Source organism: Pseudomonas sp. H11T01 (genome assembly GCF_048515765.1).
Lineage (GTDB): Bacteria > Pseudomonadota > Gammaproteobacteria > Pseudomonadales > Pseudomonadaceae > Aquipseudomonas.
Genome location: NZ_JBLYED010000002.1, coordinates 195,600 through 210,993 on the forward strand (window position 1 = coordinate 195,600; position 15,394 = coordinate 210,993).

A 15,394-nucleotide genomic window follows, 5' to 3' on the forward strand; every position below is an offset into this window, starting at 1 on the left:
CGCTGGTCAGTTGGCAACGGACCAGCGGTTTTTTTCATGTATGATACGCGCCCCATTTCGTTGCCCGACTGTCCGAGAACACCCCATGCAGCTCTCTTCGCTCACTGCGGTTTCCCCTGTTGACGGCCGCTACGCCGGCAAAACCCAGGCCCTGCGCCCAATTTTCAGCGAATACGGCCTGATCCGTTTTCGCGTCATGGTTGAAGTGCGCTGGCTCCAGCGCCTGGCCGCCCACCCAGGTATTAGCGAAGTTCCGGCGTTCTCCGCCGAAGCCAACGCGGTATTGAACACCCTGGCGGAAAACTTCTCTCTGGAGCACGCCGAGCGCGTCAAAGAGATCGAGCGCACCACCAACCACGACGTCAAAGCCATTGAGTACCTGCTTAAAGAGCAAGCGGCCAAGCTGCCTGAGCTGGCCAAGGTCAGCGAATTCATCCACTTTGCCTGCACCAGCGAGGACATCAACAACCTGTCCCACGCCCTGATGCTGCGCGAAGGCCGTGATGAAGTGATGCTGCCGCTGATGCGTCAAACCGCTGAGGCCATCCGCGAGCTGGCCATCCGCTTCGCCGACGTGCCGATGCTGTCGCGCACCCACGGTCAACCGGCTTCGCCGACCACCCTGGGCAAAGAGCTGGCGAACGTGGTTTACCGCCTGGAGCGTCAAATCGCTCAGGTCGCTGCCGTTCCGCTGCTGGGCAAGATCAACGGCGCTGTCGGCAACTACAACGCACACATCTCGGCTTACCCACAAATCGACTGGGAAGCCAACGCTCGCGCCTTTATCGAAGATGAGCTGGGTCTGGGCTTCAACCCGTACACCACGCAAATCGAGCCGCACGACTACATCGCCGAGCTGTTCGATGCGATGGCCCGCTTCAACACCATCCTGATCGACTTCGATCGCGATATCTGGGGTTACATTTCCCTGGGCTATTTCAAACAGCGCACCATCGCTGGCGAAATCGGTTCTTCGACCATGCCGCACAAGGTCAACCCAATCGACTTCGAAAACTCCGAAGGCAACCTGGGTATCGCCAACGCACTGTTCCAGCACCTGGCAAGCAAGCTGCCGATCTCCCGCTGGCAGCGTGACCTGACCGACTCCACCGTACTGCGCAACCTCGGCGTCGGCTTCGCCCACAGCGTTATCGCTTACGAAGCAAGTCTCAAAGGAATCAGCAAGTTAGAGCTCAATGCTCAGAAGATTTCTGCGGACCTGGATGCGTGCTGGGAAGTGTTGGCCGAGCCAATTCAGACGGTCATGCGTCGCTACAACATCGAAAACCCGTACGAAAAACTGAAAGAGTTGACCCGCGGCAAGGGCATCAGCCCTGAAGCACTGCAAACTTTCATCGACGGTCTGGAAATGCCTGCTGAAGCCAAGGCTGAGCTGAAAAAGCTCACTCCGGCCAATTACATTGGCAATGCCGTGGCGCAAGCCAAGCGCATCTGACCGCTCGCAATACATTTAGACGCCCGGCAGCGCCGGGCGTTTTTATTCCCGTCTGAAAAGTACTTTTTTTCAATAGGTTACACATGAATCCTGATATTCCTCTTCAACTTCTGGGCGGCATCACTGCACGGGAATTCCTGCGCGACTACTGGCAGAAAAAACCGCTGCTGATCCGCCAGGCGATTCCTGATTTCGAAAGCCCGATCGATGCCGACGAACTGGCCGGCCTGGCGCTGGAAGAAGAAGTCGAATCGCGCCTGGTCATCGAGCATGGCGAGCGCCCATGGGAACTGCGTCGCGGACCTTTTGCCGAAGACGAATTCAGCAAGCTGCCGGAACGCGAGTGGACCCTGCTGGTGCAAGCGGTCGATCAGTTCGTGCCGGAAGTCAGCGAATTGCTGGAGCACTTCCGCTTTTTGCCGAGCTGGCGTATCGACGATGTGATGATCAGCTTTGCCGCGCCTGGCGGCAGTGTCGGTCCGCACTTCGACAACTACGACGTGTTCCTGCTGCAAGGTCACGGCAAGCGCAACTGGAAAATCGGCCAGATGTGCGATTCCGAGAGCCCATTGCTCGAGCACGCCGACCTGCGCATCCTTGCCGACTTCCAGGCGACCGACGAGTGGACTCTGGAACCGGGCGACATGCTCTACCTGCCGCCACGACTGGCCCACTGTGGCGTGGCCGTTGACGACTGCATGACCTACTCGGTGGGTTTCCGCGCCCCGAGCGCCGCCGAAGTGCTGACCCACTTCACCGACTTCCTCAGCCAGTTCCTGCCTGACGAAGAGCGCTACACCGATGCCGACGCACAGCCTGCCAGCGACCCGCACCAGATCCAGCACGACGCACTCGACCGTTTGAAAGGCCTGCTGGCCGAACACATGAGCGACGAGCGCCTGCTGCTGACCTGGTTCGGCCAATTCATGACCGAGCCGCGCTACCCGGAACTGGTAGTCGGCCCCGAGATTGAAGAAGACGACCTGCTCAGCAGCCTTGAGCAAGGCGCAGTGCTGATTCGTAACCCGAGCGCACGCCTCGCGTGGTCGGAAGTGGACGAAGACCTGTTGCTGTTCGCCAGCGGCCAAAGCCGTCTGCTGCCGGGCAAGCTGCGTGAACTGCTGAAAATGATCTGTGCCGCCGATGCGCTGCACAGCGACAATCTCGGCGCATGGCTGACCGACGAAGATGGACGCAACCTGCTCTGTGAACTGGTCAAGCAAGGAAGCCTGGGGTTTGCCGATGAGTAAAATTCACGTACGTGTCGCAGACTGGCAAAAGGATAACGCCGAGATCCGGCGCATTCGTGAAGCGGTGTTCGTCACCGAGCAATCCGTTCCGCCAGAACTTGAATGGGATGCCGACGACGAAAGCGCCGTGCATTTCCTCGCCTTCGAAGGCGACTTTCCGATTGGCACAGCACGCCTGTTGCCTGACGGCCATATCGGTCGGGTTTCGGTGCTCAAGGACTGGCGCGGACTGAAGGTCGGCGATGCTTTGATGCAGGCAGTAATCTCTGATGCCGAGAAGCGTGGGCTGAAGCAGCAAATGCTCAGCGCACAGGTTCAGGCAACAGCTTTTTACGAGCGCTTGGGCTTCACCATCGTCAGCAGCGAGTTCCTTGAAGCAGGGATTCCGCATGTTGATATGGTGCGTCATTCGGCTTGAGACCGCGGCGCGGCCATCGCGAGCAAGCTCGGCTCCCACATTGGATTTTCGCCGTATCGAGATTTTGTGATCGACGAAGGTCAATTGTGGGAGCCGAGCTTGCTCGCGATGGCGGCCTCAAATACACCACAAAACGCCCCGGCATCCTCTGATGCCGGGGCGTTTTGCTGTCTACGATTCAACTTGCCCCACCCCAGGCCGACAAACTGGCAATATCAAGCCACTTGAACGCGGAGATAAACGGACATGTCCCTACGCCCCCTGCTCACTACGCTGCTGCTGACCTGCAGCTTTTCGGTCATGGCCGCCACCGAGATCGTGCCGCTAAATTACCGCACCAGTGCCGATCTTCTGCCTGTAGCGCAGAATTTCATCGGCAAGGACGGCAAGGTCAGCGCCTATGGCAATCAGCTGATCGTCAACGCCGAACCTGAAAAAATCGAGGAACTGCGCGCCTTTCTCGCGCAACTGGACACAGCGCCCAAGCGCCTGTTGATCACTGTCGACACCAACGAAAACAACTTCCAGGGCGATCAGGGCTATTCCGCGAATGGCTCTGGTCAAGGCCGCATCATCAACCGCAGCACCGACAGTCGTGATGGCGGCATTCAGCAGGTCCAGACCAGCGAAGGCACACCCGCCCTGATCCAGGTCGGCCAGAGCGTGCCGCTGACCAGCACCCAGACCGATGCTTACGCCAGCCTGCCAAACCGCCAGCCGCAAAACCCGACCAACAACTACGCTCACCTGCAAAACCAGACCCAATACCGCAACGTCACCCAGGGTTTCTACGTCACAGCCAGCGTCACCGGAGATATCGTTCATCTCAATATCAGTACTAATCGTGACCGAATGAGCCAGGAGCGTCCCGATGTAGTGAACGTGCAAAGTACCGACACCACCGTTAGCGGTCGCCTTGGCGAATGGATCACCCTGGCCGGGGTCAATCACCAGACACAGGCAGACAAACAGGGGCTTGCACGCAGTTATTCGACCCAGGGCCGGGATGACATGACCTTACGCGTGAAAGTAGAAAATCTGGACTAAAGCACCAAAAACTGACTGATTAGTCGTATTAGACCAAAGATGTAGTGGCTCAAAAAAAGCACTACAAAACATTTGACGGGGTAAAAAACCAAGGGCATGATGGCCTCGCTCCCGCTAATCAGGGGCCCTGGCAAGGGCCTTCGAGGCGTTGCTCGCACCTACCCCGCGAGCCGTTTCGTGTCTGTACCGCCCACAAGGTGTGTTTGACGAGGTTGCCGACTGGAACGAAGTTGTCCCGAGGGACGGAAGCGTAATTAGGTAACCCGGCACCACACTGAAGTTCGTATAAAGGCCCACGACGCCCGAATGCGCTCGCCAGTTCGCCCTTACCTGCTCACTCCCCCTCGAGCCCATCGTTCATCCCGTCGCCATCCCCGCCGAATCCGACTTGACCACCTAAGCTTCTGGTCAGCGAGCAGCCATCTACGCAATCTTTCAAACCTGCGTATTTGGCGGAGCAAGAATTTTCCACCCAAGAACGACTTTTCATACAAGACGCGACGAGGTTTATCTCCATGGCACTGACACGCGAACAGCAAATTGCAGCCCTCGAAAAAGACTGGGCTGAAAACCCACGCTGGAAAGGCGTGACTCGCGCTTACTCCGCTGCTGACGTCGTCCGTCTACGTGGCTCGGTTCAGCCTGAGCACACCCTGGCACGTATGGGCGCCGAGAAGCTCTGGAACCTGGTGACCCAAGGTGCCAAGCCGTCCTTCCGTCCTGAGAAAGATTTCGTCAACTGCATGGGCGCCCTGACCGGCGGCCAGGCTGTACAGCAAGTCAAAGCCGGTATCCAGGCGATCTACCTGTCGGGCTGGCAAGTCGCTGCAGACAACAACTCTGCAGAATCGATGTACCCTGACCAGTCGCTGTACCCGGTCGACTCCGTACCGACCGTCGTCAAGCGCATCAACAACTCGTTCCGTCGTGCCGACCAGATCCAGTGGAAAGCCGGCAAGAACCCAGGCGATGACGGCTACATCGACTACTTCGCACCGATCGTAGCTGATGCTGAAGCCGGTTTCGGGGGCGTACTGAACGCCTACGAGCTGATGAAAAGCATGATCGAAGCAGGCGCCGCCGGCGTTCACTTCGAAGACCAGCTGGCTTCCGTGAAAAAATGCGGCCACATGGGCGGCAAGGTACTGGTTCCTACCCAGGAAGCTGTACAGAAGCTGACCGCTGCCCGTCTGGCGGCTGACGTTGCCGGTACACCGACCATCATCCTGGCCCGTACCGATGCCAACGCTGCTGACCTGCTGACCTCCGACTGCGACCCGTACGACCAGCCATTCGTGACTGGCGAACGCACACAGGAAGGTTTCTACAAAGTGCGCGCCGGTCTCGACCAGGCTATCGCTCGCGGCCTGGCCTACGCTCCGTACGCCGACCTGATCTGGTGCGAAACCGCCAAGCCGGATCTGGACGAAGCGCGTCGTTTCGCTGAAGCGATCAAAAAGGAATACCCGGACCAACTGCTGTCGTACAACTGCTCGCCTTCCTTCAACTGGAAGAAAAACCTGGACGACGCGACCATCGCCAAGTTCCAGCGCGAACTGTCCGCCATGGGTTACAAGCACCAGTTCATCACCTTGGCCGGCATTCACAACATGTGGCACAGCATGTTCAACCTGGCGCACGACTACGCCCGCAACGACATGACCGCTTACGTGAAGCTGCAAGAGCAAGAGTTCGCTGACGCTGCCAAGGGTTACACCTTCGTGGCTCACCAGCAGGAAGTCGGCACCGGCTACTTCGACGACATGACCACTGTGATTCAGGGCGGCACGTCTTCGGTTACCGCACTGACCGGCTCCACCGAAGAAGAACAGTTCCACTGATCGACTTCGCACCCTGAGCAAACGGCCATGGCAGACCGAGTAGAAAGCTAACTGGCATGCCGCACATCTAGCGCCCCGACTGGTTCGGGGCGTTTTTTTTGCGTGCGATTTTCTCAAATGAAAAATCAACGCGATCCCTACGGCGTCATTTTTTGCGAGGAGCGCTTCGGATTATTCGTCTTTCGGAGTAGAACACTGTGTCCAAAGTCGACTTCCCCTCAACCAAGACTGACATCAGGCTTGTCCCCACACGAAAGCCCTCACCCGCCCACTACAAAAAATTGATCCCAAGCAGCATCGGATCTCGAAAAAAAGGTTAAAACGAGCCACGCTCGCAACTTGCGATAACGGGCATGTAAGGACAACTTCCCAGCCACCCTGCCGAATAACAGTTTAAAAGTCATCGCAAACAATATTGATTATCATTTATAGGCTAGATTATTCGTTACAACGCCCACAAAACATAATTGACAAAACCCCGCCTAATGCCCGCAACACAAGGGCTGCGCAGGCTCGGAGGCATGCGATGTCCCTATTCCGCTAAATAATTTCGCTATAGAAAATTTACTTGCCCGGTGTTTAGCCATAAAATCAGCGGGATTGATTGCGCTGCGACATATCGTCACTGCTTTATTTCTATTCAAGCTCAGAGACCTTTGCTCTCTGTTAAGGATTACCAGCATGCCCGAAGCGACAGGACTCATGGCCCACAACTGGGGCTTTGCCATTTTCCTTCTGGGTGTCGGCGGCCTTTGCGCCTTCATGCTCGGTGTTTCCAGCCTGCTCGGCTCCAAAGCCTGGGGCCGCAGCAAAAACGAACCGTTCGAGTCCGGCATGCTACCTACCGGTAGCGCCCGCTTGCGGCTCTCAGCCAAATTCTATCTGGTCGCGATGCTCTTCGTGATCTTCGATATCGAAGCCCTTTTTCTCTTTGCCTGGTCTGTGTCCGTCCGCGAAAGCGGCTGGACCGGATTTGTCGAAGCTCTCGTTTTCATAGCAATTCTGTTGGCAGGTCTTGTCTACCTATTCCGAGTGGGCGCCCTTGACTGGGCTCCGGAAGCTCGTCGTAAGCGGCAAGCGAAGCTGAAACAATGAGGCTTTGGCAATGCAATACAATCTCACCAGGATCGACCCGGATGCTCCTAACGAGCAGTACCCGATCGGCGAACGGGAAACCGTTTCCGATCCGTTAGAAGATCAAGTCCACAAAAACATTTTCATGGGCAAGCTCGAAGACGTGCTTAACGGCACGATCAACTGGGGGCGTAAGAACTCCCTGTGGCCGTATAACTTCGGCCTGTCGTGCTGCTACGTTGAAATGACTACCGCCTTCACGGCGCCCCATGACATCGCACGCTTTGGCGCCGAAGTTATCCGGGCATCACCGCGTCAGGCGGATTTCATGGTTATTGCCGGAACCTGCTTCATCAAGATGGCGCCGATCATTCAGCGTCTCTACGAGCAAATGCTCGAACCGAAGTGGGTTATCTCCATGGGTTCGTGCGCCAACTCCGGTGGCATGTACGACATCTACTCCGTCGTTCAAGGGGTGGACAAGTTCCTGCCCGTGGACGTCTACGTGCCTGGCTGCCCGCCCCGCCCTGAAGCTTTTCTGCAAGGCTTGATGCTCTTGCAAGAGTCGATTGGCCAGGAGCGTCGCCCACTTTCCTGGGTCGTTGGCGATCAAGGCGTTTACCGCGCCGAGATGCCCTCGCAAAAGGAACAGCGCCGCGAACAGCGTATTCAGGTAACCAACCTGCGCAGCCCCGACGAAGTCTGATCCAGCTCTGTTCTCACAAAGAAACAAGAAACTGGCTTCATTCTTTACGTTGACCGAAAGCGATAAAAAACCATGACTACAGGCAGTGCTCTGTACATCCCGCCTTATAAGGCAGACGACCAAGATGTGGTCGTTGAACTGAACAACCGTTTTGGCCCTGAGGCGTTCTCAGCCCAGGCCACCCGCACCGGCATGCCGGTGCTTTGGGTTACCCGTGCCAAACTCGTCGAAGTCCTGACCTTCCTGCGTAACCTGCCCAAGCCGTACGTCATGCTCTATGACCTGCATGGCGTGGACGAGCGTCTGCGCACCAAGCGCCAGGGTTTGCCGAACGGTGCCGACTTCACTGTGTTCTATCACCTGCTGTCGATCGAACGTAATAGTGACGTAATGATCAAGGTCGCCTTGTCCGAGAGCGACCTCAGCTTGCCGACCGTAACCGGAATCTGGCCGAACGCCAACTGGTACGAGCGTGAAGTGTGGGACATGTACGGCATCAACTTTGCCGGCCACCCGCACCTGACCCGCATCATGATGCCGCCGACCTGGGAAGGTCACCCGCTGCGCAAGGACTTCCCGGCCCGCGCCACCGAGTTCGACCCGTTCAGCCTGACCCTGGCCAAGCAACAGCTGGAAGAAGAATCCGCGCGTTTCAAGCCGGAAGACTGGGGCATGAAGCGCTCCGGTGCCAACGAGGACTACATGTTCCTCAACCTTGGCCCGAACCACCCTTCGGCTCACGGTGCGTTCCGCATCATTCTGCAGCTGGACGGTGAAGAAATCGTCGACTGCGTTCCGGACGTCGGTTACCACCACCGTGGTGCCGAGAAAATGGCCGAGCGTCAGTCCTGGCACAGCTTCATTCCGTACACCGACCGGATCGACTACCTCGGCGGTGTGATGAACAACCTGCCGTACGTGCTCTCGGTCGAGAAGCTCGCCGGCATCAAGGTGCCCGAGAAGGTCGACGTCATCCGCATCATGATGGCCGAGTTCTTCCGGATCACCAGTCACCTGCTGTTCCTGGGGACGTACATCCAGGACGTCGGCGCCATGACTCCGGTGTTCTTCACGTTCACCGACCGTCAGAAGGCGTACACGGTGATCGAAGCCATTACCGGTTTCCGTCTGCACCCGGCTTGGTATCGCATCGGTGGCGTCGCCCACGACCTGCCACGCGGCTGGGAAAAACTGGTCAAAGACTTCGTCGAGTGGATGCCAAAGCGTCTGGACGAATACCAGAAAGCCGCACTGGACAACAGCATCCTGCGTGGCCGGACTGTCGGCGTCGCGGCCTACAACACCAAGGAAGCCCTGGAATGGGGCGTCACCGGTGCAGGCCTGCGTTCGACCGGTTGCGACTTCGACCTGCGCAAGGCGCGCCCGTACTCCGGTTACGAGAATTTCGAATTCGAAGTGCCGCTGGCGGCCAATGGCGATGCCTACGACCGTTGCATCGTGCGCGTCGAAGAAATGCGCCAGAGCATCAAGATCATCGACCAATGCATGCGCAACATGCCGGAAGGCCCGTACAAGGCGGATCACCCGCTGACCACGCCGCCGCCTAAAGAGCGCACGCTGCAGCACATCGAAACCCTGATCACGCACTTCCTGCAAGTTTCGTGGGGTCCGGTCATGCCGGCCAACGAATCCTTCCAGATGATTGAAGCGACCAAGGGTATCAACAGTTATTACCTGACGAGCGACGGCGGCACCATGAGCTACCGCACCCGGATACGTACCCCAAGCTTCCCGCACTTGCAGCAGATCCCTTCGGTGATCAAAGGCAGCATGGTCGCGGACTTGATCGCGTACCTGGGTAGCATCGATTTCGTTATGGCCGACGTGGACCGCTAAGCATGAATAGCACGCTTATCCAGACAGACCGTTTCGCCTTGAGCGAAACCGAGCGCTCGGCCATCGAGCACGAGCTGCATCACTACGAAGACCCGCGCGCGGCGTCGATCGAAGCCCTGAAGATCGTCCAGAAGGAACGTGGCTGGGTGCCTGATGGCGCGCTCTACGCCATTGGCGAGATCCTCGGCATCCCGGCCAGCGACGTTGAAGGCGTGGCGACGTTCTACAGCCAGATCTTCCGTCAGCCAGTTGGTCGTCACATCATTCGCGTCTGCGACAGCATGGTCTGCTACATCGGCGGCCACGAGTCGGTGGTCAGCGAGATCCAGAGCAAGCTCGGCATCGGCTTGGGTCAAACCACCGCCGACGGTCGTTTCACGCTGCTGCCGGTCTGCTGCCTCGGCAATTGCGACAAGGCGCCGGCGATGATGATCGACGACGACACTTTCGGTGACGTACAGCCTGCTGGCGTTGCCAAACTGTTGGAGGGCTACGTATGACCCTGACTTCCTTCGGCCCTGCCAACCGCATCAAGCGCAGTGCAGAAACCCATCCGCTGACCTGGCGTCTGCGTGACGACGGCGAGGCAGTCTGGCTCGACGAGTATCAGGCCAAGAATGGCTACGCCGCTGCGCGCAAGGCGTTCGCTGATATGTCTCAGGACGATATCGTCCAGACCGTCAAGGACTCCGGCCTCAAGGGTCGCGGCGGTGCAGGCTTCCCCACCGGTGTTAAGTGGGGCCTGATGCCCAAAGACGAATCCATCAATATCCGCTACTTGCTGTGCAACGCGGATGAGATGGAACCCAACACCTGGAAAGACCGCATGCTGATGGAGCAACTGCCCCATCTGCTGATCGAAGGCATGCTGATCAGTGCTCGCGCGCTGAAAACCTACCGTGGCTATATCTTCCTGCGTGGCGAATACACCACCGCCGCCAAGCACCTCACCCGTGCCGTGGAAGAAGCAAAAGCTGCGGGCCTGTTGGGCAAGAACATTCTGGGCAGCGGTTTCGATTTCGAACTGTTCGTCCACACTGGCGCCGGGCGTTACATCTGCGGTGAAGAAACCGCACTGATCAACTCCCTCGAAGGCCGCCGCGCCAACCCGCGCTCCAAGCCGCCCTTCCCTGCCGCCGTGGGCGTGTGGGGCAAGCCGACCTGTGTGAACAACGTCGAAACCCTGTGCAACGTGCCGGCGATCATCGCCGACGGCGTTGACTGGTACAAAGCCCTGGCCCGTGAAGGCAGCGAAGACCACGGCACCAAGCTGATGGGTTTCTCCGGCAAAGTGAAGAACCCTGGCCTGTGGGAGCTGCCGTTCGGCGTGACCGCTCGCGAGCTGTTTGAAGACTACGCCGGCGGCATGCGCGACGGCTTCAAGCTCAAGTGCTGGCAGCCAGGCGGCGCCGGTACCGGTTTCCTCTTGCCCGAGCACCTGGACGCGCAAATGTACGCCGGCGGCATCGCCAAGGTCGGCACCCGTATGGGTACCGGTCTGGCCATGGCCGTGGACGACAGCGTCAACATGGTCTCCCTGCTGCGCAACATGGAAGAGTTCTTCTCCCGCGAATCCTGCGGCTTCTGCACCCCGTGCCGTGACGGTCTGCCGTGGAGCGTCAAGCTGCTGCGTGCGATCGAGAACGGTGAAGGGCAAGCCGGTGATATCGAGACCCTGCTGGGTCTGGTCGGTTTCCTCGGCCCTGGCAAGACATTCTGTGCTCACGCACCGGGCGCCGTGGAGCCATTGGGCAGCGCAATCAAATATTTCCGCCCAGAGTTCGAGGCCGGCATTGCACCCACCAGTGCTGTCGTCCCGCCTCTGGCTCGCCCGATCCCGATTCCGGTCGTCGCGTAAACGTATCGAACGAGGGTGGTCCGTGCCGCCCTCTTATCGTCTGAAGACGCTTCAGGCTTATTGAAAACGTTGTTTTCAACGAGGCTGTCATAGCGCCAGGCGAGTACACAGATTCCATTAGCCACGCCCGCTGACACCGGGCCAACGAAGAACTTTGAACCATGGCCACTATCCACGTAGACGGCAAAGCGCTCGAAGTCGATGGGGCAGACAACCTGTTACAGGCGTGTCTGTCACTAGGCCTCGACATCCCGTATTTCTGCTGGCACCCCGCCCTTGGCAGCGTTGGCGCTTGTCGCCAGTGCGCGGTCAAACAGTACACCGACGAGAACGACAAACGTGGTCGTATCGTCATGTCCTGCATGACGCCTGCCACCGACGGCAGCTGGATTTCCATCGACGACGAAGAAGCCAAAGTGTTTCGCGCCAGCGTCGTCGAATGGCTGATGACCAACCACCCGCACGACTGCCCGGTCTGCGAGGAAGGCGGTCACTGCCACCTGCAAGACATGACGGTAATGACCGGCCATAACGAGCGCCGTTACCGCTTCACCAAGCGTACCCACCAGAACCAGCAACTGGGCCCGTTCATCTCTCACGAAATGAACCGCTGCATCGCTTGCTATCGCTGCGTACGCTTCTATAAGGACTACGCTGGCGGCACCGACCTCGGTGTATTCGGCGCCCACGACAACGTGTACTTCGGTCGCGTTGAAGACGGCACCCTGGAAAGCGAGTTCTCCGGCAACCTCACCGAGGTCTGCCCGACTGGTGTGTTCACCGACAAGACTCACTCCGAGCGCTACAACCGTAAGTGGGACATGCAGTTCTCGCCGAGCATCTGCCATGGCTGCTCCAGCGGTTGCAACATCAGCCCGGGCGAGCGTTACGGCGAACTGCGTCGCATCGAAAACCGTTTCAACGGTTCGGTGAACCAGTACTTCCTTTGCGACCGTGGCCGTTTCGGCTATGGCTACGTCAACCGCGAAGATCGCCCACGTCAGCCACTGCTGGCAGGCGGCGCCAAGCTGAGCCTCGACGAAGCCCTGGATAAAGCCGCCGAGCTGCTGCGTGGTCGCAACATCGTCGGTATCGGCTCACCACGCGCCAGCCTCGAAAGCAACTTCGCCCTGCGCGAACTGGTCGGTGCCGAGCATTTCTACTCGGGTATCGAAGCATCCGAGCTGGAGCGTATTCGTCTGGTCGTGCAGGTGTTGAAAGACAGCCCACTGCCAATCCCGAACATGCGCGACATCGAAGACCACGACGCGATCTTCGTGCTCGGTGAAGACCTGACCCAGACCGCCGCCCGTATGGCGCTGGCCCTGCGTCAATCGGTCAAAGGCAAAGCCGAAGACATGGCCGACGCCATGCGCGTTCAGCCTTGGCTGGATGCCGCGGTGAAAAACATCGGTCAGAACGCGTTGAACCCACTGTTCATCGCCAGCCTGGCTGAAACCAAACTCGACGATATCGCCGAAGAGTGCGTTCACGCCGCTCCAGACGACCTCGCCCGCATCGGTTTCGCCGTGGCTCACGCCCTCGACGCCAGTGCTCCAGCCGTTGAAGGCCTGGATAGTGAAGCGGTTGAACTGGCTCAGCGCATTGCCAACGCCCTGCTCGCGGCCAAACGTCCGCTGATCATCGCCGGTACTTCCCTGGGCTCCAAAGCGCTGATTGAGGCTGCTGCAAACATTGCGAAGGCCCTGAAGCTGCGCGAGAAGAACGGCTCCATCAGCCTGATCGTGCCAGAGGCCAACAGCCTCGGTCTGGCCATGCTCGGTGGTGAGTCGGTAGACGCAGCCCTGACAGCTGTGATCGACGGTAAAGCCGACGCCATCGTGGTGCTGGAAAACGATCTGTACACCCGTACCGACAAAGCCCGTGTCGATGCTGCCCTGACCGCCGCTAAAGTGGTGATCGTTGCCGACCATCAGAAGACTGCCACCAGCGATCGTGCGCACCTGGTTCTGCCAGCGGCCAGCTTCGCTGAAGGCGACGGTACGCTGATCAGCCAGGAAGGCCGCGCCCAGCGCTTCTTCCAGGTTTTCGACCCGACTTACCTGGACGCGAGCATCCTGGTTCACGAAGGCTGGCGCTGGCTGCATGCCCTGCGCTCGACCCTGCTGAATCAGCCGCTGGACTGGACTCAACTGGACCACGTCACCGCTGCCTGCGCCGCAAGCAACGCGCAACTGGCCGGTATTGTCAGCGCCGCACCGTCCGCTGCGTTCCGGATCAAAGGCCTGAAACTGGCTCGCGAACCGCTGCGTTACAGTGGTCGGACTGCCATGCGCGCCGACATCAGCGTGCACGAACCGCGTACCTCCCAGGACAACGACACCGCGTTCTCGTTCTCCATGGAAGGTTACTCGGGCTCCGTCGAACCGCGTCAACAAGTGCCGTTCGCCTGGTCTCCGGGCTGGAACTCGCCGCAAGCCTGGAACAAGTTCCAGGACGAAGTCGGTGGTCACATCCGTGCGGGCGACCCAGGCACTCGCCTGATCGAAAGCCAGGGTGATGGTCTGAGCTGGTTCGCCAGCATTCCGACTGCGTTCTCCCCTGCTCGCGGAACCTGGCAAGTGGTACCGTTCTATCACCTGTTCGGCAGCGAAGAGACCTCTTCGAAAGCCGCTCCGGTTCAGGAACGCATCCCGGCCGCCTACGTTTCTCTGGCCAAATCCGAAGCGGATCGTCTGGGTGTCAACGACGGTGCCCTGCTCAGCCTGAACGTTGCCGGTCAGACCTTGCGTCTGCCGCTGCGCATCAATGAAGAGTTGGGTGCCGGTCTGGTTGCTTTGCCTGCCGGTCTGGCTGGCATTCCTCCGGCGATCTTTGGCAAAACCGTTGACGGTCTGCAGGAGGCAGCTCAATGACCTGGTTCACGCCTGAAGTGATCGACGTGATCATCTCGGTGGTCAAATCCATCGTGATTCTGCTCGCCGTGGTGGTTTGCGGCGCGCTGCTCAGCTGGGTCGAGCGTCGTTTGCTCGCCCTCTGGCAGGATCGTTACGGCCCGAACCGGGTTGGCCCGTTCGGCGCCTTCCAGATCGCCGCCGACATGATCAAGATGTTCTTCAAGGAAGACTGGACGCCGCCGTTCGCCGACAAAGTGATCTTCACGTTGGCGCCGGTAGTGGCCATGAGCGCCTTGCTGATTGCCTTCGCGATCATCCCGATCACCCCGACCTGGGGTGTCGCGGACCTGAACATCGGCATTCTGTTCTTCTTCGCCATGGCCGGTCTGTCGGTCTACGCGGTGCTGTTCGCCGGTTGGTCGAGTAACAACAAGTTTGCCCTGCTGGGCAGCTTGCGGGCCTCGGCACAAACCGTGTCGTACGAAGTGTTCATGGGCCTGTCGCTGATGGGCATCGTGGTGCAGGTTGGCTCGTTCAACATGCGCGACATCGTCGATTACCAGGCCCAGCACCTGTGGTTCATCATTCCGCAGATCTTCGGTTTCCTGACCTTCTTCATTGCTGGCGTCGCCGTGACTCACCGTCACCCCTTCGACCAGCCGGAAGCGGAGCAGGAACTGGCCGACGGTTACCACATTGAATACGCCGGCATGAAATGGGGCATGTTCTTCGTCGGTGAGTACATTGGCATCGTATTGATCTCGGCACTGCTGGTGACTCTGTTCTTCGGTGGCTGGCACGGTCCTTTCGGCATTCTGCCGCAGATCCCGTTCATCTGGTTCGCACTGAAAACCGCGTTCTTCATCATGTTCTTCATCCTGTTGCGCGCATCGATTCCGCGCCCACGGTATGACCAAGTGATGGATTTCAGCTGGAAATTCTGCCTGCCGCTGACCCTGATCAATCTGCTGGTGACCGCTGCGATCGTGTTGCTCAACACGCCCGCCGTCGCGGCGCAGTGAGGATAGA

Annotated in this window: 12 protein-coding genes; all 12 read left to right on the plus strand. The window is 58.8% G+C overall.

Annotated features, from left to right (window positions below; all coding sequences use genetic code 11):
- Nucleotides 1-85: 85 nt before the first annotated feature.
- The 12 genes from purB to nuoH all read left to right on the plus strand — a co-directional run bounded on the left by purB (nucleotide 86) and on the right by nuoH (nucleotide 15,387).
- The gene (gene purB / locus ACN1C3_RS03445) at nucleotides 86-1,456 is read left to right on the plus strand and encodes an adenylosuccinate lyase (RefSeq protein ID WP_419114382.1); all 1,371 of its coding nucleotides are present in this window, start codon (nucleotides 86-88) and stop codon (nucleotides 1,454-1,456) included.
- Nucleotides 1,457-1,539: 83 nt separating this feature from the next.
- Nucleotides 1,540-2,706: a JmjC domain-containing protein gene (locus tag ACN1C3_RS03450; protein WP_419114383.1), complete on the plus strand. Its 1,167-nt coding sequence runs from the start codon at nucleotides 1,540-1,542 to the stop codon at nucleotides 2,704-2,706.
- Complete coding sequence (locus ACN1C3_RS03455; protein WP_419114384.1) at nucleotides 2,699-3,124, plus strand: GNAT family N-acetyltransferase; 426 nt, start codon at nucleotides 2,699-2,701, stop codon at nucleotides 3,122-3,124. The genes ACN1C3_RS03450 and ACN1C3_RS03455 overlap by 8 nt, the downstream gene beginning before the upstream one ends.
- 246 nt (nucleotides 3,125-3,370) lie before the next feature.
- Nucleotides 3,371-4,171, plus strand: coding sequence for a secretin N-terminal domain-containing protein (locus ACN1C3_RS03460; RefSeq protein ID WP_419114385.1), 801 nt, complete (start codon nucleotides 3,371-3,373; stop codon nucleotides 4,169-4,171).
- Nucleotides 4,172-4,686: 515 nt separating this feature from the next.
- A complete protein-coding gene (gene aceA, locus ACN1C3_RS03465) occupies nucleotides 4,687-6,012 on the plus strand; it encodes an isocitrate lyase (RefSeq protein WP_419114386.1) in 1,326 nt (441 codons plus the stop codon).
- A gap of 681 nt (nucleotides 6,013-6,693) precedes the next feature.
- A complete protein-coding gene (locus tag ACN1C3_RS03470) occupies nucleotides 6,694-7,107 on the plus strand; it encodes an NADH-quinone oxidoreductase subunit A (protein WP_419114387.1) in 414 nt (137 codons plus the stop codon).
- 10 nt (nucleotides 7,108-7,117) lie between these two features.
- Entirely contained in the window at nucleotides 7,118-7,792 is a 675-nt protein-coding gene (locus ACN1C3_RS03475) for a NuoB/complex I 20 kDa subunit family protein (protein WP_071550701.1), read from the plus strand.
- Nucleotides 7,793-7,864: 72 nt separating this feature from the next.
- On the plus strand, nucleotides 7,865-9,649 hold the full coding sequence (nuoC, locus tag ACN1C3_RS03480; RefSeq protein WP_419114388.1) for an NADH-quinone oxidoreductase subunit C/D: 1,785 nt from the start codon (nucleotides 7,865-7,867) through the stop codon (nucleotides 9,647-9,649).
- A gap of 2 nt (nucleotides 9,650-9,651) precedes the next feature.
- Nucleotides 9,652-10,149: an NADH-quinone oxidoreductase subunit NuoE gene (nuoE, locus tag ACN1C3_RS03485; protein ID WP_419114389.1), complete on the plus strand. Its 498-nt coding sequence runs from the start codon at nucleotides 9,652-9,654 to the stop codon at nucleotides 10,147-10,149.
- The gene (nuoF, locus tag ACN1C3_RS03490) at nucleotides 10,146-11,507 is read left to right on the plus strand and encodes an NADH-quinone oxidoreductase subunit NuoF (RefSeq protein ID WP_419114390.1); all 1,362 of its coding nucleotides are present in this window, start codon (nucleotides 10,146-10,148) and stop codon (nucleotides 11,505-11,507) included. The genes nuoE and nuoF overlap by 4 nt, the downstream gene beginning before the upstream one ends.
- Nucleotides 11,508-11,668: 161 nt before the next feature.
- A complete protein-coding gene (gene nuoG / locus ACN1C3_RS03495) occupies nucleotides 11,669-14,383 on the plus strand; it encodes an NADH-quinone oxidoreductase subunit NuoG (RefSeq protein ID WP_419114391.1) in 2,715 nt (904 codons plus the stop codon).
- Nucleotides 14,380-15,387 carry an NADH-quinone oxidoreductase subunit NuoH gene (nuoH, locus tag ACN1C3_RS03500; protein WP_419114392.1) on the plus strand — a complete coding sequence of 336 codons (1,008 nt, stop codon included), beginning with the start codon at nucleotides 14,380-14,382 and terminating at the stop codon, nucleotides 15,385-15,387. Before nuoG ends, nuoH begins: the two co-directional genes overlap by 4 nt.
- Nucleotides 15,388-15,394 lie beyond the last annotated feature (7 nt).